Genomic DNA, 18,402 nt, shown 5'->3' on the forward strand with positions numbered 1-18,402 from the left:
GCCAAAAGCGACAAACGCCGCTCAAATCGCCGTGGACTGCCTGTTATTTTGCGTCGTGGAAAATGATGCCGACGGTATGCCGGTGACCGGAACGGAGCTGGCTGACGCCATGGCGCAAATTAACGCGATAGGTCCCGCGCGTGCCCTGAACCGGCCGGTGATGAACCGCGAACACCACGGCATCGCCTTGCTTCAGCGGCACCACCGCCGCGCGTGACTGCATGCGCGGACGCTGCTCGGTCAGCACGAACTCGCCGCCGGTGAAATCGCGCTCGGGTTCCGACAGCAGGATTGCGACCTGCAACGGAAACACATGCTCGCCGTACAGGTCCTGATGCAGGCAATTGTAGTCGCCCGCGTTGTACTGGAGTAGCAAAGGCGTCGGCCGGGTCTGCCCGGCCTTGTGGCAGCGCGTGATGAAATCGGCGTGCTCCGCAGGATAACGAACGTCGATGCCCATCGACTCGTTCCAGCGATTGGCGATCGGCGCCAGTTGCGGATACAGCGCCGTCCGCAATGCCGAAATGATATCCGGCAGCGGATAGGAAAAATACTTGTACGCGCCGCGCCCGAAGCCGTGGCGTGCCATGACGATGTGGCTGCGGAAGATGCCGTCCTCGCCGTAGAGACCGGCGAGCGAACCGCATTCATCGGGTGACAGCAGCCGCGGCAGAACCGCCCAGCCATTGCCATTGAGATGCGTTGCGATGTCGGGCCAGTCCATCGCCCAGACACGCGTCGGCGCCTGCGACGCCCGAGTTTTGACTTTTGCTGCTGCGACCATGTCCGGGCTCCTGTCTGATGCCCCGAACTAATTCAATGGCGACGGGCCTTCCACCCGATTTCCGGCGGGATGGAACTAGGGCTTCACGATCATGGCAGTGCGCCCGATCAGACGCGCGAGCTGCTTGAAGCGATTGACGACACGGTCGGCGGCAAGATCTGCGGCCCGCTTGTCGAACGCCAGGATAAGCTTGCGGCCCTGATTGCGGAAATGCGTGTGCGGCAGCACGCCGCGCTGCGCCGCCGAGATCATGAAGGCAACGCGGAATGCGGCACCGATCAGGCGCGCGCGATCGACCATCGCGGGCGGAATGAGCGCGCGCACGGCTTGCGGCGCCTCGTTCTCCGCGTTCAATCCGGCGTAGCGATAATAGGCCGCGAGCGCGAGAAACACCCTGCCCTCGTGAGACACCGCGCCGAAATTCCCGTTGATGATAAAATCGAGCGATTGCTCGCCGCGATGATCCGGATGGGCCCGCCAGGCTGCGTCGGACAGCCAGCACGCCGCATGACGCAGCCGCTTCTCGTCCTCGCTTTCGCGCAGGCCCGCGACCCTGAACAGCTTGTCGGTCCACACGATCAGATCGTCGGCGTGGCGCGGCGAACGCGCGCGCAATTCGTTCATGGTCTGCGCCGTGGCGATCAGCCCGTCTTTCTGCTGCTCCTTTTCAGGCAGCATCTCATAAAGCAATCCTTCGCGAACGCCGTAGGTCGAAAACACGATGTTCTTCGGCCTCGCGACGCGAATGATGTATTCGAGCACGAGCGCCGCGTAGGTCAGCAGCGGGCGGCGGGCATCGGCCACAGTCTCGATGTCGGCGAGTGTATTGCTTGCAGCCAGACGGCGAAGCCGCCGTACAAAGTCCAGCGCGTCAGCCGCCGGAATGGTGTAGCCGTGCATCACGTGCAGCGGATAGCCGCTCTGGATGATATGGATGCGCGCCAGCGCGCGCCATGTGCCCCCGACCGCATAGAACGTCCGGCCCGCGCCCGCCTTGAGCTGCGGCAATCCGGTCAGCCCGGCGGCGACGATGCGCTCCGCCTTCTTCAGCGATTTCTGCGACGCATCCTGCAAGGCGAGGCCGCCGAGCGGCAGTGTCGTGCCCGAGCGAATGCGCTGGCCGCGCACATCGATGAGTTCGAGCGAGCCGCCGCCGAGATCGCCGACGATGCCGTCCGGCTTGTAGACGCCCGACGCGACGCCGAGCGCAGACAGCTTCGCTTCGCGCGCGCCCGACAGGATATTGATGGGGCAGCCGCAGATGCGCTCGGCCTTGGCGATGAAGTCCGGCCCGTTGGTCGCGTCGCGGCAAGCTGCGGTGGCGATCGCATGGACCTCGCCGACCTTCATGATCTTGCAAAGCGCCTTGAACCGCTTGAGCGACGCCAGCGCCTTTTCGACGGCGTCTGCCGCGAGCAAACCGGTCGACTGCACTTCGCGGCCGAGACCGCAAAGTGTTTTCTCGTTGAAGATCGGTGCGAGATTGCGCGTCTTGTCCTCGTAGACAACAAGACGGACCGAGTTCGATCCGATGTCGATGACGGCGACGCTTTTCGATGGATTGCGCGCAGGACGAATCCGCTCGCGAACGAGTGCCGGGCTCACGGATTCGTTCTTCGAACCACTAACGCTCCGAACGGCGCGTAAGACGGCGTGGCGAAGATTCTTTAAGCGACTTTCCACGGCCTGACAGACTCGGATTCGTCATGAAGTAATCGTGCACGTTGAAAGGTTCCTCGCCTTTCGCGGCCTTCATACGCGTTGACGACCCGTCCGGCAACAACTGCCAGCTCTGTTCATTATCCTTCAGGTTCGCGACCATGATTTGTTCGAGAACCTGCTGATGCACCGTAGGATTTTGCAGCGGGCACAACACCTCGACCCGGCGGTCGAGATTGCGCGGCATCATATCTGCCGACGAGATATACACAGCAGCCTTCGCACTCGGCAGGCCATGGCCCATGCCGAAGCAGTAGATTCGCCCGTGTTCCAGGAACCGGCCGATGATCGACTTGACCCGGATGTTCTCCGAAAGTCCGGGAACACCGGGACGCAGACAGCAGATTCCGCGGATCACCAGATCGATCGAAACGCCGGCCTGCGAGGCGTCATAGAGCGCGTCGATGATGTCGGGATCGACCAGAGAGTTCATCTTCAGCCAGATCGCCGCCGGCTTGCCGTGCCGCGCGAAGTTCGCTTCGCCGTGAATGTGTTCGAGCATCCGCTTGCGCAGTGTCAGCGGCGACACGCCCATCTTCTCGATGTCGCGCGGTTCCGCGTAGCCGGTGATGTAGTTGAAGACACGCGCAGCATCGCGCGCGATCACCGGATCGGATGTGAAATACGACAGGTCGGTATAGATGCGCGCAGTGACCGGATGATAGTTGCCGGTCCCGGCGTGAACATAAGTCGTCAGCCCCGCGCCTTCCCGGCGCACCACCAGCGACAGCTTGGCGTGAGTCTTGAGTTCGAGGAATCCATAGACCACCTGAACGCCAGCGCGTTCGAGATCGCGCGCCCAGCGGATGTTGGCTTCTTCATCGAAGCGCGCTTTCAGTTCGACCAGCGCGGTCACCGACTTGCCGGCTTCGGCGGCTTCGGCAAGCGTGCGCACGATCGGTGAATCGCGCGAGGTGCGATAGAGCGTCTGCTTGATCGCGACCACATCCGGATCGCGCGCAGCCTGCTGCAGGAACTGCACGACAACGTCGAACGATTCATAAGGGTGATGGACGATGAGATCCTTTTGACGGATCGCCGCGAAGATATCGCCGCCGTGATCGCGGACGCGCTCTGGATGACGCGGCACATAGGGTGTGAATTCGAGATCTGGACGATCGAGCCGCGTCAGTTGCGACAGCTCGTTCATCGCGAGCACGCCGTCGACCAGGAGTACGTCATCGTCAGGCACCGAGAGCGCGCGCTGCACGAAGGCGCGCAATTCGTCGGGCATGTGGGCTTCGATTTCGAGACGGATCACCGACCCGCGGCGGCGGCGCTTCAGCGCCGACTCGAACAGGCGAACGAGATCCTCGGCTTCTTCTTCGATTTCCAGTTCGGAGTCACGGATGATGCGGAACGCGCCCTCGCCCTTGACAACATAGCCGGGGAACAGGCGGCCGATGAACAGCGCGGTAGCCTGTTCAAGCGTGATGAGGCGCACCGAACCGTCCTTGCCCGCTGGCAAACGGATGAAGCGGTCGATCTTGCCCGGCATACGGATCAGCGCGTTCATCGCCTTGCCGTCGGATACGCGCGCCAGATGCAGCGCGATGGTGAAACCAAGACTCGGAATGAACGGGAACGGATGCGCCGGATCGATCGCCAGCGGCGTCAGCAGCGGGAAAATGTTGTGAAGGAAGTGATCTTCGATCCACGAGCTTTCGGCCTTGGTGACGTCCTTGCCGTCGACCAGAACGATGCCGACTTCGGAAAGAGCGCCGCGCAGATCGCGCCAGATCGCCTGCTGGTCGCTCGCGAGCTTCGAGACGGTCTCGTTGATCTTGGCGAGTTGCTCGGTTGGGGTCGAGCCGTCCGGACTGCGCTCGGCGATACCTTCACGGACCTGCGCCTTGAGGCCCGCGACGCGGACCATGAAGAACTCATCAAGGTTATTGGCAGAAATCGACAGAAACCGGACCCGCTCCAGCAGCGGGTGGTTCGGATTGACCGCTTCTTCGAGCACACGGCGGTTGAAATGAAGCCACGAGAGTTCGCGGTTGATGAAGCGCTCCGGACTCGATCCGATCGTCGAAGCGAGCGCCAATTCTTCATTTTCTTCTTTTTTTACAGTAGCTTGCGCGGCATCCATAAAGCGAGACCTTATTTCATGTCATTCGGCCCCGAGCTTAGGCCTGTTGCACGGAGACAATGTGCCAGTGTCATGACGGTTCGATGACATGATGGGCCAGGAAGCCTTAAGGACCAAGCCCTGTGCGGTCAGGCCGCAGGATCTTTCAGCAACTCCGCGGCCAGCGCGCGGGTCACCGGCCGGCGCAGCCGCAGCGCCTCCTCGTCGAGCATTTCCACCGTCCGCCGTGCCGCCGCGAACGAGCGCTCGATGCGGGTCGAGAGGTAACTCACGAGCCCCTCGTCTACGGTCATCTGGCGGTCGGCACAGAACTTGACGATCAGCGCGCGGAACAACTGATCGTCCGGCGGGGTCAGCGCAACCACCGGTACCGCACGCAGCCGCGAGCGCAGATCCCGCAATTCCACCGGAAACACCGAAGGCAGCGCCCGCCCGGTCATCAGGACATAGGCTTCGTCCTCGCGGGCGAGATTCAAGAGATGGAACAGCGCGCGCTCGTCGAAGGCCGCCGGGTCGAGATCGTCCACGACAAGTGCGCCGGTCGCGAGTTCGCCGGGGACATTGGCCGCAGTCAGCGTATGGGCCGCAACCGACCGTGCGCCGGCTTCGGCGGCCCAGATCGATGCAAGATGGCTTTTGCCGCTACCCTCCGGCCCCACCAGCATCATCACGCGATTGGGCCAGTCAGGCCATGCGTCGATCAGCGCAAGCGCCTGTGCGTTGGCAGAACCCTCAAGGAAATTGTCGCGCGTCAGGCTTTCTGCATGCGGCAGCGCAAGGGCCAACTGACGAGGGCGGACGCGAGCTACCACGCAAGACTCCTGGCCGAACCGTACGCAACATGCGGCTTGTGAAATCGTATCACGGGATTGGCGCAGTCGCGCTCATGTGCCGTGCCCACTCCACCAGATAGAAGGACACCGAAAGCAGCGTCAAGACCGTCACGAAACCCGCCAGAATGACCTCATAGGGCGATGCATTGAACTGGAAGCCGAGCGAGGCCAGCACCAGTGCCGCGAACGCCACCTGAGCCACCGTATTCAACTTGGAGACCATCAACGGCTTCATCGGAACCGGATTGTCGAGCAGCCACGAGATGATCACCGCGCCCACGATCATGAAGTCCCGCGACACCACGAGAATGACCAGCCAGCGCGGGATGTCGCCCGAGATTCCGAGCGTGACGTAGATCGAGACCAGCAGCGCCTTGTCAGCCACGGGATCGAGCAGCGCGCCGATCTCGGTGGTCATATTGAATCGCTTGGCGAGGAATCCATCGATGGCATCGCTGACCCCCGCCACCACGAAGATCACGAAGGCGATGGTCATCTGGTTCGACGCGATGGCCCAGACGATGACCGGCACCAGCAGGATGCGGCCCAGGGTAATGATGTTTGGCAGATTCACGCGACTTTTTCCCGGCTGTTCCTGTTTTAACGGGCCCCGGACGGCTTGCATAGGATCGGGGATGCGGCGGACCGACCGGGGGCCCTTCTCCCAGCTATGCACAGCCTGCCCGGCGGCCATTGCGCCAGCGCAAAATCCGACGTAACCACCGGCTAACTCGGAAGGCGCTGTAGAAAGAGGCGAATTTCGGATTCGGGGCACTCGTATGACCGACCAAAAAACCGGCCTGACCTATTCATCCGCTGGCGTCGATATTGACGCCGGAAACCGGCTCGTGGACCTCATCAAGCCGCTGGTCCGCGCCACCGCGCGGGCGGGCGCCGACGCCGAAATCGGCGGATTCGGCGGGCTGTTCGACCTCAAGGCCGCTGGCTTCAAGGACCCCATTCTGGTCGCCGCCACTGACGGCGTCGGCACCAAGGTCAAGATCGCCATCGAGACCGGCATCCACAGCGGCATCGGCATCGACCTCGTGGCGATGTCGGTCAACGACCTCGTGGTGCAGGGCGCCGAGCCGCTGTTCTTTCTGGACTACTTTGCCTGCGGCAAGCTCGACCCCGAGGCCACCGCCTCGATTGTCGCGGGTGTCGCCGAGGGCTGCCGCGAATCCGGCTGCGCGCTGATCGGCGGCGAGACCGCGGAGATGCCCGGCCTCTACAAGGACGGCGACTATGACCTCGCGGGGTTCGCAGTCGGCGCGGCCGAGCGCGGCACGCTGCTGCCGCACAAGGACATCGGGCCCGGCGACGCGGTGATCGGCCTCGCCTCCTCCGGCGTTCACTCCAACGGTTTCTCGCTGGTGCGCAAGGTGGTCGAGAAATCCGGAGTGACGTTCGACGCGCCGGCCCCCTTCGCACCCGTCATGACACTTGGCGGCGCCCTGCTTGCCCCGACCAAGCTTTATGTGAAGTCGTGCCTTGCGGCTATCCGCCAGACCGGCGCGGTCAAGGGTCTCGCGCACATCACCGGCGGCGGCTTCACCGACAACATTCCGCGCGTGCTGCCGAAACATCTCGGCGTCCGTATCAATCTGGCCGCGGTTCCCGTCCTGCCGGTGTTCAAGTGGCTGGCCGCCGAGGGCAACATCGCAGAACTCGAATTGTTGCGCACCTTCAACTGCGGCATCGGCATGATCGCCATCGTCAAGCGTGAACAACTCGTCGAGGTGATGGACGTGTTCGCGCAGAACGGCGAGCGCGTGGTCGATCTGGGCGAAGTCGTCGAAGCGTCCGGCGACGAGCGCGTGATCTACGACGGCCACCTGAACCTGGCGGATTGAGATGGCACGACGCCGCGTCGCCATTCTGATTTCGGGACGCGGCTCGAACATGACCGCGCTGATCCAGGCCGCGAAGGCCAAGGACTATCCCGCCGAAATCGTTCTGGTGATGTCCAACATCGCGGGCGCCGGCGGCCTCGCGAAGGCCGGTGACGCCGGGATCGAAACCGCGACCGTCGAAAGCAAGCCGTTCGGCAAGGACCGCGAAGCGTTCGAGCGCAAGCTCAACGAGACGCTCATTGCCCACAACATCGAACTCGTGTGCCTCGCTGGATTCCTGCGCCTGCTGACGCCGTGGTTCGTCAGGCAATGGGAAGGCCGGATGCTGAACATCCATCCGGCGCTGCTGCCGTCCTACAAAGGCCTCCACACGCACGAGCGCGCACTGGCCGACGGCGTCAAGATTCACGGCGCGACGGTTCATTTCGTGGTGCCGGAAATGGATTCCGGGCCAATCATCATGCAAGGCGCGGTCGCCGTCCGCGATGACGATACGCCGGACACGCTGGCTGCGCGTGTCCTTGGTGTCGAGCATCGGATTTATCCGGATGCGCTCCGCCTTGTCGCCGGCGGTCGCACACGGCTGGAGAATGGCGTGTGCAAATCTGACGCGAGCGCGAGTCTCCCGGACAAGCTGATCTCCCCCGCGATCAACTGACCTCTGCGATATCAATCAGAATCTTGCCGGACGCGGTATGGCTGCGGACTGCCTCATGAGCAGCATCTACGTCAGCAAGGGTAAAGCGCCGTGCATCGACAAGCGGTGTCAGCTTGCCGGATTCCGCGAGTTTCGTGGCTTCCCGCATAATAGCGCCGTGGTGAGCACGACCTTCTCCACTCAGCAATGGCAGCAACGTGAAGATGCCTGAATAGGTCGCGGCCCGGAATGAAAGCGGTGCGAGTGCATGCGAGCCCCAACCGAGTGCACTGACGACATGACCAAAGTGGCGGACTGCACTGAATGACGCATCAAGGCTCACGCCGCCCACGGTGTCGAATACAATATCGAAACCGCGACCGCCGGTATGCTCGGCGACGTAGCCCTCAACCGAGGAGGCCCGGTAATCAATCGGCGTGGCACCGAACCGTGCGATCACTTCAGCGCTGGCTTTTGATCCTGTTGCAAACACGTCCGCACCGAAGGCGCGGGCTATTTGGATCGCGAGATGCCCGACCCCTCCCGCGCCACCATGGACCAGCACTCTCTGCCCTCCATGGACTTTCGCGCGGTCAACGAGCCCTTCCCATGCGGTGATGAAACCCAGTGGCATGGCTGCAGCCTCACGCATGCTCAAGTTGGCCGGTTTGAGGGCCAGCAAATCGGCATCGACGGCGGCATATTCAGCGAGCGACCCCTGTATTCCTCCGACGCCGCCGGTCATCCCGTAGACTTCGTCGCCCGGGCGAAATGCGGTCACGCGCGCACCGACTTTTTCAACGACGCCGGCGAGATCAATTCCCAGAGTGGCCGGCAGCGGTTGGCGCGCATGCACCGCCTGCCCGGCGCGGATCTTGAGATCGAGTGGATTGACTGCGCTGGCCTTGATACGGACCAGAACTTCATTGGCTGCGGGTTCAGGCCGTGGGACCGTCTCTATCCTTAGCGGAGAGTCCGGGCGGTCGGCGATCGCGGCGCTCATCAAACTGGCTTGGGTCATGGGGGTGGCTCTCTGTTTGAGTACCGCCCCTAACTATGCCAACCATTATTGTTTCAAAACCAACCATAATGCACTATCTCCATTCATAATTGAATGATTGGATTGCCCATGGACTGGAGCGATTTACGGATTTTCCTGGCGATTTCTCGGGAAGGTTCGCTTGGCGCGGCAGCACGTAAGCTCGGACAGAGCCAGCCCACCATGGGAAGGCGACTGCGCGCGCTTGAACAGTCGCTGGGGCAGACTCTGTTTCAACGAACAGGGGAAGGCTTCGTGCTGACAGACGAAGGCGCACTTGTCCTCGCTCACGCCGAGCGGATGCAAGAAGACGCGCTTTCTCTGGAACGCCAGATTGGCGGCAAGGACAAGCAGTTCGAAGGTCTGCTTCGCATTTCATCCTCAGACTGGTTTGGATCACACTTGCTTGCGCCGGTTCTTGCAGAGTTCGCGAAGCTGCAGCCGCGCGTCGTGGTGGAACTGCTCACCGATGCGCGCTTTTACAGCCTTCCCCGCAGAGAGGCAGACATCGTTTTCCGGATCAGACCCTTTGACGAACCCGAGGTGATTTCACGTCGACTGATGAGCATTCCCTACGGCGCCTACTTGAAAACAGGCTGCGGCTTCGATCCACGTGCCGGCGACGGCAAAGGAACGCCGCTCATCACAATGGACACGGCTTTCGGCGGAATGCCCGACGCAATATGGCTGAAGCGCATCCTGCCGCATGCTCACGTCGTTTCACGCAGCAACAATCGCGACGTGCAGGCGCGCTTGTGTGCGCTGGGTGGCGGCCTCGCAGTGTTGCCAAGACCGCTCGGCGATACACTGGAAGGCGTCGAGCGGATCGATCTTGGCGAACATCCTCCCAGCCGCGAAACATATGTCGGCTACCATCGCGACCTGAAGCGGCTTGCCCGCCTGCGCGGGCTGCTCGACCTCGTGATTGAACGCCTGGCAAACTAGCGGGCCGCGGACGTTGCAGCAGGCGTGACGCGCCACACCACGTTGCCGACATCATCGGCCACCAGCAACGCGCCCTGCTTGTCGATCGTGACGCCGACAGGCCTGCCCCGTGCTTCACCCCTGTCGCTCAAAAAGCCGGTGAGAATGTCCTGCGGCTTGCCCGACGGCATGCCGTCCTTGAACGGCACGAAGATCACCTTGTAGCCGCTGCGCGGATTTCTGTTCCACGATCCATGCTGGCCGACGAATGCGCCGTTCTTGAACGATTCCGGAAACAGATCGCCCTGGTAGAAGGTCAGTCCCAGCGACGCGGTGTGCGGACCGAGGGCATAATCCGGGACAATCGCCTTGGCCACGAGGTCCGGGCGCTGCGGATTGACGCGCACATCGACAAGCTGGCCGAAATAGCTGTAGGGCCAGCCGTAAAATCCACCATCCTTCACCGACGTCATGTAATCCGGAACGAGATCGCTGCCGATTTCGTCACGCTCGTTGACGACGACCCACAATGCGCCGCTCTGCGGCTGCCATGCCGGCCCGTTCGGATTGCGCAGCCCCGACGCGAACACGCGCGACGCTCCGGTTGCGATATCGATCTCGAGCACGGCTGCGCGGTTTTTTTCGGCCTCGATGCCGTTCTCGCCGACGTTGCTGTTGGAGCCAACGGTGGCATAGAGCTTGGTGCCATCAAGGCTCGCCACCAGATCCTTGGTCCAGTGATGATTGATGCGACCGCCGGGCAGATCGGCCACCTTCACACCCGGGATCGTGATCTTCATGTCGCCTTCGCGGTAGGAAAACTTCAGGATCGCATCGGTGTCGGCGACATAGAAATCATTTCCGACCAGTGCCATCCCAAATGGCGAATTCAGTTTCTCGATAAAGACGGACCGCTGCTCGGCCTTGCCGTCGCCGTCAGCGTCGCGCAGCAGCGTAATGCGGTTCGCGCTCGGCACGCCTGCGCCCGCACGTCCCATCACCATTTTCGTCACCCATCCCTTGATTCCGGCGCCATCGTCGGGCTTCGGCGGGGCATTGGTTTCCGCGACCAGCACATCTCCGTTCGGCAGCACAAACAGCGTGCGCGGATGGTCCAATCCGGACGCCAACGCGGCGACCGAGAAGCCGTCGGCGGCTTTCGGCTTCTCTCCTGCCGGCCAGCCCGTCGCGGTGGCGATGTTGATCGTGGGAATCCAGGAGCTCTTGGGCTCGGGAAGCGTCGGCTGCGGGCCGTAGCCCTGCTCGATGGGAACGTCGGCCTTCTCGTTGCAGGCGGCGAGGGTCAAGGCGAGCGCCCCGATCAAAAGGATGGTGCGGCTGTTGCTGTACATGGATGCTCCTCAATGTCCCCCAGCAACGCACAGATCCGCCAACCGTTCACGACACAAAGCAGCGATCACGCAGAATTACGCTATGCGCTGAACTGAAGGCACAAACAAAAACCCCCGGCTGGTGGCCGGGGGAGCATCGCATTCCCTCGTCTCGCGACGTCAGGAAACTTTCAGATTTTCCGCCGATGACTTGCCGCGATTTTCCACGAGATCGTACTCGACTGTCTGATTTTCATTGAGGGTGGAAAGTCCCGCGCGCTCGACCGCCGAGATGTGCACAAACACGTCCTTGTCACCGACCGCCGGTTTGATGAACCCGTAGCCTTTGGTCGGGTTGAACCACTTCACCGTACCTTTTGCCAACGTCCGTCTCCTCGTCCAGATATAAAAAAGGCGCGGTCACGCTCATCGCGTGCCACGCCGCTAGCGGGCTTCAAATGTCTTGCAGAAGAATGTCGTGTCTTCCAAGTCCACAGCCGAACGGCCCAGATCCGATTGCGGCAACAATCCCAACACGAAAATTTCGCCTTAGCAAGACTGCAAAGCACGACAAGTGCCTGTGGCATCACCACCACAGCGGTCGCGAATGCCCTGCGTCCGGTATGGCGGCAAGTTGACGCAAGCGACGGATTCAGGGCAAATCGCACGACGCGATTGCAACAAATCCTTTTGAGTTCCCGTTTTTATGAAAATGACAGCGTCGCGACCGAGCATATGCCGGATGAACGTGCTGTACGCTGCTGCGTCCGGCCTGACGGTGCTGTGTTCCGCATCGAGCGCCAGCGCACAGTTCGCGCCTATCCCAAACGTCACCGACAACGCCTCCCAGCTTTCGGTGGGCGCCTCGCAACTCGACATCGGCAGCAGCTTTCTTCAGGGTCTGGGCCGCGAAGCGACCACCGGATATGCCGCGCGGGACAATTCGGGCGGCGGCGGCGCATCGCAAAGCACGGCCGAGCCTCTGTACCGGACATGGGCTGAAACCTATGGCATCCGCGCGCGCACGGCAGCGCAAGGCACCTTCGTCGGCGACAAGCGCGGGACGCTCGGATTTGTCGGCGGTATCGGCGCAACCGTTGCGCCCGGCCTGAATGTCGGCTTCTCGGTCGATCAGAGCCACACCTGGATCGACGTGCCGCTCGCGCTGCAAACCGCGACACTGGACATGACGCAACTCGGCATCAACGCGTCTTACAGCAACGGCCCATGGACCGTTGCGATGGCGGCGGTCCATGGCTTTGCCCGGATCAGTTCGACCCGCACGACGCCGCTCGGCAGCGCGTTTGCCAACTATCGCGGCAGCATCGACGGCGTGCTCGGCGAACTCAACTACACCTATTCCGTCGGCCAGAGCCGCATCGTGCCGAAAGTCGCGCTCGAATACGTCACAGCCCGCACCGACCGTTTCTCCGAATCCGGCGGACTTCTTCCAGTGACGGTTGCCGATGGACATGGCGAGCGCGCCCGTGTGCTCGCAGGCGCGGAGTTCGGGCACTACTGGATCGTCGGCCAGCGGGCGATCGATGTGTCGGTCTACGGCAAGTTCGTCGACAATTTCGCGCAGAACATCGGCACCGTGCAGGTCAGCCTCGGCGGCAACGCCATCGGTGTGCAGGGCATTCGCGAAAGCCGCAACGGCGCCGACGCCGGTGCTGCGGCATCATGGATTCTCAGCAACACGGCGCGGCTCTATGCCAACTACGATGGCCGCTTCCGCAGCGGCTACGAGTCGCACCAGGGAACAGTCGGCGTCGAGCTGAAGTGGTAGGCGGCTGAAAGTTGCAGCTGAGCGATAGTCGACGCGGAGATATCCCAACAGCGTCGTCCCGGCAAAGGCCGGGACCCATAACCACCGTCCCATCGTTTGCAACGAGGCGGCGGGATACAACTTTGTAAAATGCCCTGACAGGGGTGATGGGTCCCGGCCTTTGCCGGGACGACCTCACGTTACTGATTACGCCGCCGCTGGAGCTTCGTGCTGCTCGCGCAGCGCCCGCTTTCGCCAGATCGAGCCGACCACCAGCACCACGATCACGCCGAGCACGGCGAGCGAAAGCTCCCCGATCTCGCCATTGAACTTGAGGTGCTTGGCAAAGCCGAACATCGCCGAGGTCGTATCGACGTCAAGCCCGATATGACCGTCGAGCACGCGGTGCAGCCAGGGCGCAACGGCAGGGTCGGTGGCGATCACCTCGCCTGCGATCCAGCCGAGCAGCGCTGCACCGAGCCAGACCAGAGCCGGCAGGCGATCGAGCAGCGCCATGATCAGCGCCGCACCGGCAACGATCATCGGGATGCTGATGGCGAGGCCGAGGATCAGCAGGATCGCGCTGCCATTGGCGGCGGCGGCGACTGCAATCACGTTGTCGAGGCTCATGATGATATCCGCGACAGCGACGATGCGCACCGCGGCCCACAGATGGGCTGCGGCCTGCACGCCGTCCTCGTCTTCCTTTTCAGGCACGAGGAGCTTTGCCGCAATCACCAGCAGCGCGAGGCCGCCGATCAGCTTCAGGAACGGCATCGTCATGAGTGTCACGACGATGAAGGTGAAGATGATGCGCAGGAACACTGCGACACCTGCACCCAGGATCATGCCCCAGACGCGCTGCTTGGGCTGCAATCCACGGCACGCCAGCGCGATGACCAGCGCGTTGTCGCCGGACAGCAGCACGTTGATCCAGATGATTTTGGTCAGGGCGACCCAGAACTGAGGTTGCTGAATCTCATTCTCGAACTGAGTGATGAGGCCGCCGATTGTGGCGGGATCGAAAATCTGAGCAATCCAGTTCACGTTAAAGGCCCCCCGACCATTTTGTTACCGGCCGTTAAATCAGCCGACGATTTCATTCCCCGAGAAGAACTGCGCGATCTCGATCGCCGCGGTCTCCGCAGCGTCCGAGCCGTGCACCGAGTTTTCGCCGATCGACTTGGCGTGCGCCTTGCGGATGGTGCCTTCGGCAGCCTTCGACGGATCGGTCGCGCCCATCACGTCGCGGTACTTCAGGATGGCGCCCTCGCCTTCGAGAACCTGCACAACGACCGGACCGGAAATCATGAAGTCGACCAGTTCGCCGAAGAACGGACGCGCCTTGTGCACGGCGTAGAAAGTTTCGGCCTGCGCGCGGGTCATCAGAATGCGCTTCTGTGCGACGATCCGCAGTCCGGCCTTCTCGATGATGGCGTTGACGGCGCCGGTCAGATTACGCGCGGTCGCGTCAGGCTTGATAATCGAAAAGGTGCGCTCAATCGCCATGGTACTGTCCTCGAAGCATGTCTGTTGGAAGGTTTGCCGCGCTTATAACGGCGCGGTGATGCAACGGCAAGCTGGTATACCAGAAGCCTCGCCCGGAATGGACGGCATCCCGCTCCCGATACCTTCATGGCAAGCGCCTGCCAAGGGCCTCCCGGAAGTTACTGCGATTTCATTGAGATGAATGCTGCCTGACAGGGCCGTGCCGGTTCAGTTCAGGATCGCACAGCTAGTGTGTTCAGCGTAGGCCGGCATCGGTTGCCCACGAACATTCAGCAAGGCGTCCGGCTGCGCCTCAGATCGAATTCGAGGAGATCATCATGATGCGTAAACTCATTCTCGCATGCGCAGCAGTTGCGGCTCTTGGCGCGGCTGCATTCACTCCGTCCACTGCTTCCGCCCATGGATGGCACGGCGGACACGGTTGGCACGGCGGCGGTTTCCACCGCGGCTGGGGCGGTCCGCGTTTCATCGGCGGCCCCGTTTACTTCGGTGGCGGCTATGGCGGCTGCTACGTACGCCGTCTGGTTCCGACGCCGTGGGGCTATCGCTACCGGCTGGTGAACCGCTGCTACTGATCCAGACCTGCACAACTGCTTCCCCGAGACTTGACCGGCCGCCACCAGCGGCCGGTCTTTTTTGTCGCACCCTTCGCCGTGGATCGAACCGCCCTCGCGGACACCTCGACAGACATGCAGGGACACATCAAGGCGCCCTGCGCCCAAATGAAGGAGACTTGTCATGTTGCGCAAACTCGTTCTTGGACTGGCTGCTGTCGCTGCTCTGTCCACCACCGCCCTGCTTCCCACCGCGGCTTCTGCCAAGGGCTGGAAAGGCGGCTGGCATCATCATCACCATCACGGCCACTGGGGCGGCGGCTATGGCCTCTACGTCGGCGGTTATGGCGCGGGTTACGGCGGCTGCTACGTGAAGCGCCTGGTCAGCACCCCGTACGGCCTTCGCTATCGGGTCGTGAACGTTTGCTTCTAAGCGGATCGCATCCGCTTCTTCCAAACTCAGACCCCCGGCGGAGACGCTGTTCGGGGGTTTCTTCACAAGTTCCATAGTTCCCGCTGTTTAAATTTTTACCGAATCAAAACCATCCGAGCAAAACCCGTGAACGAACGGCGCAGCAACGCATTGGTCTCATGATATTGAATAGAAATTGAAGCGAATTGGAGTTTGGCTATGCCGACCCGTTTGAACGCTCCTGATGTCCATCTCGATCACATCCACAGCGAGGCCGTCTGGCAGGGCATTGGAGAGAGACTGCGCGATTCACTCAACCGCGAAAAAACCGACATACCGCAGCGTCTGGGCTCGCTGATTGCCCGGCTGCCGGAACTCGATGGCGAAACGGCTCCATCGCTGGTACCTGACATGGAAACGCACTAGGCGTTGTCCTTGCTAACGGGGATCGCGTACGCCGAAAGCGCCGTGGTCCATCACAATTGCCCTGACAAAGCTGTTGCGTTCGGCGGCCTGTTCCGTAAAAGCCCGCCATGCTCTCCATTAATGACATTTCCGTCCGGATCGCCGGACGTTTGCTGATCGACCAGAGCACGGTGCAGATCGTGCCCGGCGCGCGTGTCGGCTTTGTCGGCCGCAACGGCGTCGGCAAATCGACGCTGTTCCATGCCATTCGCGGCGAGCTGCCTATTGAAACCGGCTCCATCACCATTCCGCCACGCTGGCGCGTCGGCAGCCTTGCGCAGGAAGCGCCGGATGGCCCCGAAAGCCTGATCGATGTGGTGCTGAAGGCCGATCTGGAGCGCGCGGCTTTGCTGCATGAAGCGGAAACCGCGCACGACCCGCATCGGATCGCCGATATCCAGACACGGCTTGTCGATATCGACGCTCATTCCGCGCCCGCCCGCGCGGCCGCTATTCTGTCGGGCCTCGGCTTCTCCACCGCCGATCAGGCCCGGTCCTGCTCGGAATTCTCCGGTGGCTGGCGCATGCGTGTGGCGCTGGCGGCCACGCTGTTCGCGGCGCCTGATCTGCTGCTGCTGGACGAGCCGACCAACTATCTCGACCTTGAAGGCACACTCTGGCTTGAGGATCATCTTGCGAACTATCCGCGCACAGTGATCGTCATCAGCCACGATCGCGATCTGCTCGATACGTCGGTGGATCAGATCCTTCATCTCGATCGCGGCAAGCTCACGCTCTACAAGGGCACCTACTCGTCATTCGAGGAACAGCGCGCCACCCGCGAGATGCTCGACGCCAAGCACGCCAAGAAGCAGATGGACGAGCGCAAGCGATTGCAGGCGTTTGTCGACCGCTTCAAGGCCAAGGCCTCGAAAGCCAAGCAGGCGCAGTCGCGCGTGAAAATGCTGGAGCGGATGAAGCCGGTCACGGCTCTCGTGACGCAGGACGTTCGCGAGATCACGTTTCCGACGCCTGACAAGATTCTCTCGCCGCCGATTATTGCTGTGGACGGCGTGTCGGTGGGATACGATCCGGCGAAGCCTGTGCTCAACAACGTTACGCTGCGCATCGACAACGACGATCGCATCGCCCTGCTCGGCTCCAACGGCAACGGCAAATCGACGCTGGTGAAACTGCTCGCCGGCAAGCTGCCGCCGTTTTCCGGCAAGGTCGTGCGTGCCGACAAGCTCTCGGTCGGTTACTTCGCACAGCACCAGACCGACGAACTTGATCTCGAGGGCTCGGCTTACGATCATCTGCGGCGGCTGATGCCGAACGATACGGAAACGAAAGTGCGCGCGCGGACGGGCGCCATCGGATTTTCCGGCAAGGCTGGCGACACCAAGGTGAGCTCGCTGTCCGGCGGTGAGAAAGCGCGGCTGCTGCTCGGGCTTGCGACATTCTACGGCCCGAACATGATCATCCTCGACGAGCCGACCAACCATCTCGATATCGACAGCCGCGCCGCACTGGCCGAAGCGATCAATGATTTTCCCGGCGCGATCATCATGGTCTCGCACGACCGCTACCTGATCGAGGCGTGCGCCGATCAGCTATGGGTGGTGGCGGACCGCGCCGTCACGCCGTACGATGGCGATCTCGACGACTATCGCCGGTCGGTGCTGACATCGCGGGGCATGCGTGCGTCGAGCCGCGATCGCGCGGGCAATGAGCGCGGCAACGGCAAACCGGTGCGTGCAAAATCCGAGAAGCGCGTACCGCTCAAGCAGAAGATTTCAAACGCGGAAAGCGAGATTGCGCGGATCACCGGCATCATCGAGAAGATCGACGCCGCTCTTGCCCTGCCCGATCTGTTCAAGCGCGATCCGAAACAGGCCGCGCAACTCACCAAGGCCCGCGCAAGTGCAGCAGACGCGTTGCAGCGCGCCGAAGACGAATGGCTTGAGGCAAGTTCTTACGACGAAGCCGCGAACTGAGGGTCTAGGCGCGCTTCTTCTTTGCAGCGCGCGCAGGCTTTTCCGGCGGCGGCACGTCGACACGCTCGATCGACGTTAACCGGCCCGACGTGAAGGTATAGGCGCCGGGGCGCGGTCCGGTTTTCCAGGTAATGAGCGCAACGCGGTCGCCACGCGCATTGTTCGACAGGTTGACGCTCTCTGGCGCGACAGGGATCGCGCGCGCGACGTCACATTCGGTATGACCCAGCGCGACCGGGGCCGCGGCAACCTGGCCTTCGGTGGATGCATTGGCATCGGCGGGCGCACCCTGCGCCGGCATGCCGGGACACTGACCATCCGATGAAATCAGGTCGTTCGCGGACACTTCCTTTGTCGGGCTCAGGGGCGGCGTTTCAATCGCGCTGTTACCGGCTTTGAAAATCTTGCCCGGACGCGCGAACCATTCCTGGTCCTTGAGCGAAAAATCCGATAGCCCGCCGAGCCCGCTGCAACCGGCAACCATCGGAGCCACAATCACGAGGGCCGCCATCTGCCGGACATGGATGTTTTTACGCAGGACGCTC

General features: G+C 62.1%; 19 protein-coding genes. 8 read left to right on the forward strand and 11 right to left on the reverse strand.

Annotated elements, in window-relative coordinates:
- Nucleotides 1-43: 43 nt before the first annotated feature.
- The 5 genes from ACP7AL_RS22035 to ACP7AL_RS22055 form a co-directional block, all read right to left on the reverse strand.
- A complete protein-coding gene (locus ACP7AL_RS22035; RefSeq protein WP_425994288.1) occupies nucleotides 44-784 on the reverse strand; it encodes a 2OG-Fe(II) oxygenase in 741 nt (246 codons plus the stop codon).
- Between the two features lie 75 nt (nucleotides 785-859).
- On the reverse strand, nucleotides 860-2,362 hold the full coding sequence (gene ppx / locus ACP7AL_RS22040) for an exopolyphosphatase (protein ID WP_425994477.1): 1,503 nt from the start codon (nucleotides 2,360-2,362) through the stop codon (nucleotides 860-862).
- A gap of 46 nt (nucleotides 2,363-2,408) precedes the next feature.
- The gene (locus ACP7AL_RS22045) at nucleotides 2,409-4,595 is read right to left on the reverse strand and encodes an RNA degradosome polyphosphate kinase (RefSeq protein ID WP_425994290.1); all 2,187 of its coding nucleotides are present in this window, start codon (nucleotides 4,593-4,595) and stop codon (nucleotides 2,409-2,411) included.
- Nucleotides 4,596-4,723: 128 nt separating this feature from the next.
- On the reverse strand, nucleotides 4,724-5,407 hold the full coding sequence (locus ACP7AL_RS22050; protein WP_425994292.1) for a chromosomal replication initiator DnaA: 684 nt from the start codon (nucleotides 5,405-5,407) through the stop codon (nucleotides 4,724-4,726).
- Between the two features lie 49 nt (nucleotides 5,408-5,456).
- Complete coding sequence (locus ACP7AL_RS22055) at nucleotides 5,457-6,002, reverse strand: CDP-alcohol phosphatidyltransferase family protein (protein WP_006020304.1); 546 nt, start codon at nucleotides 6,000-6,002, stop codon at nucleotides 5,457-5,459.
- Nucleotides 6,003-6,207: 205 nt separating this feature from the next.
- Here ACP7AL_RS22055 and purM point away from each other — a divergent pair, with 205 nt between their 5' ends.
- Together purM and purN are read left to right on the forward strand one after the other, a co-directional pair.
- Nucleotides 6,208-7,281, forward strand: a complete 1,074-nt coding sequence (gene purM / locus ACP7AL_RS22060) for a phosphoribosylformylglycinamidine cyclo-ligase (protein ID WP_425994295.1) — start codon at nucleotides 6,208-6,210, stop codon at nucleotides 7,279-7,281.
- 1 nt (nucleotide 7,282) lies between these two features.
- Nucleotides 7,283-7,939 (forward strand): phosphoribosylglycinamide formyltransferase, encoded by a 657-nt coding sequence (gene purN / locus ACP7AL_RS22065; protein WP_425994297.1) that lies wholly within the window; start codon nucleotides 7,283-7,285, stop codon nucleotides 7,937-7,939.
- Here purN and ACP7AL_RS22070 read toward each other — a convergent pair.
- Nucleotides 7,932-8,939: a zinc-dependent alcohol dehydrogenase family protein gene (locus tag ACP7AL_RS22070; RefSeq protein ID WP_425994299.1), complete on the reverse strand. Its 1,008-nt coding sequence runs from the start codon at nucleotides 8,937-8,939 to the stop codon at nucleotides 7,932-7,934. The two genes, purN and ACP7AL_RS22070, sit on opposite strands and share 8 nt — an antisense overlap.
- Nucleotides 8,940-9,047: 108 nt before the next feature.
- Here ACP7AL_RS22070 and ACP7AL_RS22075 point away from each other — a divergent pair, with 108 nt between their 5' ends.
- On the forward strand, nucleotides 9,048-9,902 hold the full coding sequence (locus ACP7AL_RS22075) for a LysR family transcriptional regulator (RefSeq protein ID WP_425994301.1): 855 nt from the start codon (nucleotides 9,048-9,050) through the stop codon (nucleotides 9,900-9,902).
- Here ACP7AL_RS22075 and ACP7AL_RS22080 read toward each other — a convergent pair.
- Both ACP7AL_RS22080 and ACP7AL_RS22085 read right to left on the reverse strand, forming a co-directional pair.
- On the reverse strand, nucleotides 9,899-11,233 hold the full coding sequence (locus ACP7AL_RS22080) for a PQQ-dependent sugar dehydrogenase (protein ID WP_425994303.1): 1,335 nt from the start codon (nucleotides 11,231-11,233) through the stop codon (nucleotides 9,899-9,901). The genes ACP7AL_RS22075 and ACP7AL_RS22080 overlap by 4 nt on opposite strands.
- Before the next feature lie 159 nt (nucleotides 11,234-11,392).
- A complete protein-coding gene (locus ACP7AL_RS22085; protein WP_006020300.1) occupies nucleotides 11,393-11,596 on the reverse strand; it encodes a cold-shock protein in 204 nt (67 codons plus the stop codon).
- A gap of 358 nt (nucleotides 11,597-11,954) precedes the next feature.
- On the opposite strand from ACP7AL_RS22085, the gene ACP7AL_RS22090 reads away from it, so the two are divergent.
- Nucleotides 11,955-13,001, forward strand: coding sequence for an autotransporter outer membrane beta-barrel domain-containing protein (locus tag ACP7AL_RS22090; RefSeq protein WP_425994305.1), 1,047 nt, complete (start codon nucleotides 11,955-11,957; stop codon nucleotides 12,999-13,001).
- A 186-nt stretch (nucleotides 13,002-13,187) separates the two neighbouring features.
- Here the strand turns inward: ACP7AL_RS22090 and ACP7AL_RS22095 are convergent, their stop codons facing one another.
- Both ACP7AL_RS22095 and ndk read right to left on the reverse strand, forming a co-directional pair.
- Complete coding sequence (locus ACP7AL_RS22095) at nucleotides 13,188-14,027, reverse strand: TerC family protein (RefSeq protein ID WP_425994307.1); 840 nt, start codon at nucleotides 14,025-14,027, stop codon at nucleotides 13,188-13,190.
- A 39-nt stretch (nucleotides 14,028-14,066) separates the two neighbouring features.
- A complete protein-coding gene (ndk, locus tag ACP7AL_RS22100) occupies nucleotides 14,067-14,489 on the reverse strand; it encodes a nucleoside-diphosphate kinase (RefSeq protein ID WP_006020297.1) in 423 nt (140 codons plus the stop codon).
- Between the two features lie 317 nt (nucleotides 14,490-14,806).
- On the opposite strand from ndk, the gene ACP7AL_RS22105 reads away from it, so the two are divergent.
- The 4 genes from ACP7AL_RS22105 (at nucleotide 14,807) to ACP7AL_RS22120 (ending at nucleotide 17,857) form a co-directional block, all read left to right on the forward strand.
- On the forward strand, nucleotides 14,807-15,064 hold the full coding sequence (locus tag ACP7AL_RS22105; protein WP_425994308.1) for a sulfur globule protein precursor: 258 nt from the start codon (nucleotides 14,807-14,809) through the stop codon (nucleotides 15,062-15,064).
- Nucleotides 15,065-15,227: 163 nt separating this feature from the next.
- Nucleotides 15,228-15,476 (forward strand): hypothetical protein, encoded by a 249-nt coding sequence (locus ACP7AL_RS22110; RefSeq protein ID WP_425994310.1) that lies wholly within the window; start codon nucleotides 15,228-15,230, stop codon nucleotides 15,474-15,476.
- 198 nt (nucleotides 15,477-15,674) lie between these two features.
- The gene (locus tag ACP7AL_RS22115; RefSeq protein ID WP_425994312.1) at nucleotides 15,675-15,881 is read left to right on the forward strand and encodes a hypothetical protein; all 207 of its coding nucleotides are present in this window, start codon (nucleotides 15,675-15,677) and stop codon (nucleotides 15,879-15,881) included.
- Nucleotides 15,882-15,988: 107 nt separating this feature from the next.
- Complete coding sequence (locus ACP7AL_RS22120) at nucleotides 15,989-17,857, forward strand: ABC-F family ATP-binding cassette domain-containing protein (RefSeq protein WP_425994314.1); 1,869 nt, start codon at nucleotides 15,989-15,991, stop codon at nucleotides 17,855-17,857.
- Between the two features lie 4 nt (nucleotides 17,858-17,861).
- Here ACP7AL_RS22120 and ACP7AL_RS22125 read toward each other — a convergent pair whose 3' ends face one another.
- Nucleotides 17,862-18,368, reverse strand: coding sequence for a hypothetical protein (locus ACP7AL_RS22125; RefSeq protein ID WP_034460949.1), 507 nt, complete (start codon nucleotides 18,366-18,368; stop codon nucleotides 17,862-17,864).
- Nucleotides 18,369-18,402: the final 34 nt, after the last annotated feature.

It is taken from the genome of Afipia sp. DC4300-2b1 (assembly GCF_049895725.1).
Classification (GTDB): domain Bacteria; phylum Pseudomonadota; class Alphaproteobacteria; order Rhizobiales; family Xanthobacteraceae; genus Afipia; species Afipia broomeae.

What these genes read in the sequence shown, in the direction of transcription:
- ACP7AL_RS22035 (WP_425994288.1), bottom strand. Translation starts at nt 784, where the DNA reads ATGGTCGCAGCAGCAAAAGTCAAAACTCGGGCGTCGCAGGCGCCGACG.
- ACP7AL_RS22045 (WP_425994290.1), bottom strand. Translation starts at nt 4,595, where the DNA reads ATGGATGCCGCGCAAGCTACTGTAAAAAAAGAAGAAAATGAAGAATTG.
- purM (WP_425994295.1), top strand. Translation starts at nt 6,208, where the DNA reads ATGACCGACCAAAAAACCGGCCTGACCTATTCATCCGCTGGCGTCGAT.
- purN (WP_425994297.1), top strand. Translation starts at nt 7,283, where the DNA reads ATGGCACGACGCCGCGTCGCCATTCTGATTTCGGGACGCGGCTCGAAC.
- ACP7AL_RS22070 (WP_425994299.1), bottom strand. Translation starts at nt 8,939, where the DNA reads ATGACCCAAGCCAGTTTGATGAGCGCCGCGATCGCCGACCGCCCGGAC.
- ACP7AL_RS22075 (WP_425994301.1), top strand. Translation starts at nt 9,048, where the DNA reads ATGGACTGGAGCGATTTACGGATTTTCCTGGCGATTTCTCGGGAAGGT.
- ACP7AL_RS22080 (WP_425994303.1), bottom strand. Translation starts at nt 11,233, where the DNA reads ATGTACAGCAACAGCCGCACCATCCTTTTGATCGGGGCGCTCGCCTTG.
- ACP7AL_RS22090 (WP_425994305.1), top strand. Translation starts at nt 11,955, where the DNA reads ATGAACGTGCTGTACGCTGCTGCGTCCGGCCTGACGGTGCTGTGTTCC.
- ndk (WP_006020297.1), bottom strand. Translation starts at nt 14,489, where the DNA reads ATGGCGATTGAGCGCACCTTTTCGATTATCAAGCCTGACGCGACCGCG.
- ACP7AL_RS22105 (WP_425994308.1), top strand. Translation starts at nt 14,807, where the DNA reads ATGATGCGTAAACTCATTCTCGCATGCGCAGCAGTTGCGGCTCTTGGC.
- ACP7AL_RS22110 (WP_425994310.1), top strand. Translation starts at nt 15,228, where the DNA reads ATGTTGCGCAAACTCGTTCTTGGACTGGCTGCTGTCGCTGCTCTGTCC.
- ACP7AL_RS22115 (WP_425994312.1), top strand. Translation starts at nt 15,675, where the DNA reads ATGCCGACCCGTTTGAACGCTCCTGATGTCCATCTCGATCACATCCAC.
- ACP7AL_RS22120 (WP_425994314.1), top strand. Translation starts at nt 15,989, where the DNA reads ATGCTCTCCATTAATGACATTTCCGTCCGGATCGCCGGACGTTTGCTG.
- ACP7AL_RS22125 (WP_034460949.1), bottom strand. Translation starts at nt 18,368, where the DNA reads ATGGCGGCCCTCGTGATTGTGGCTCCGATGGTTGCCGGTTGCAGCGGG.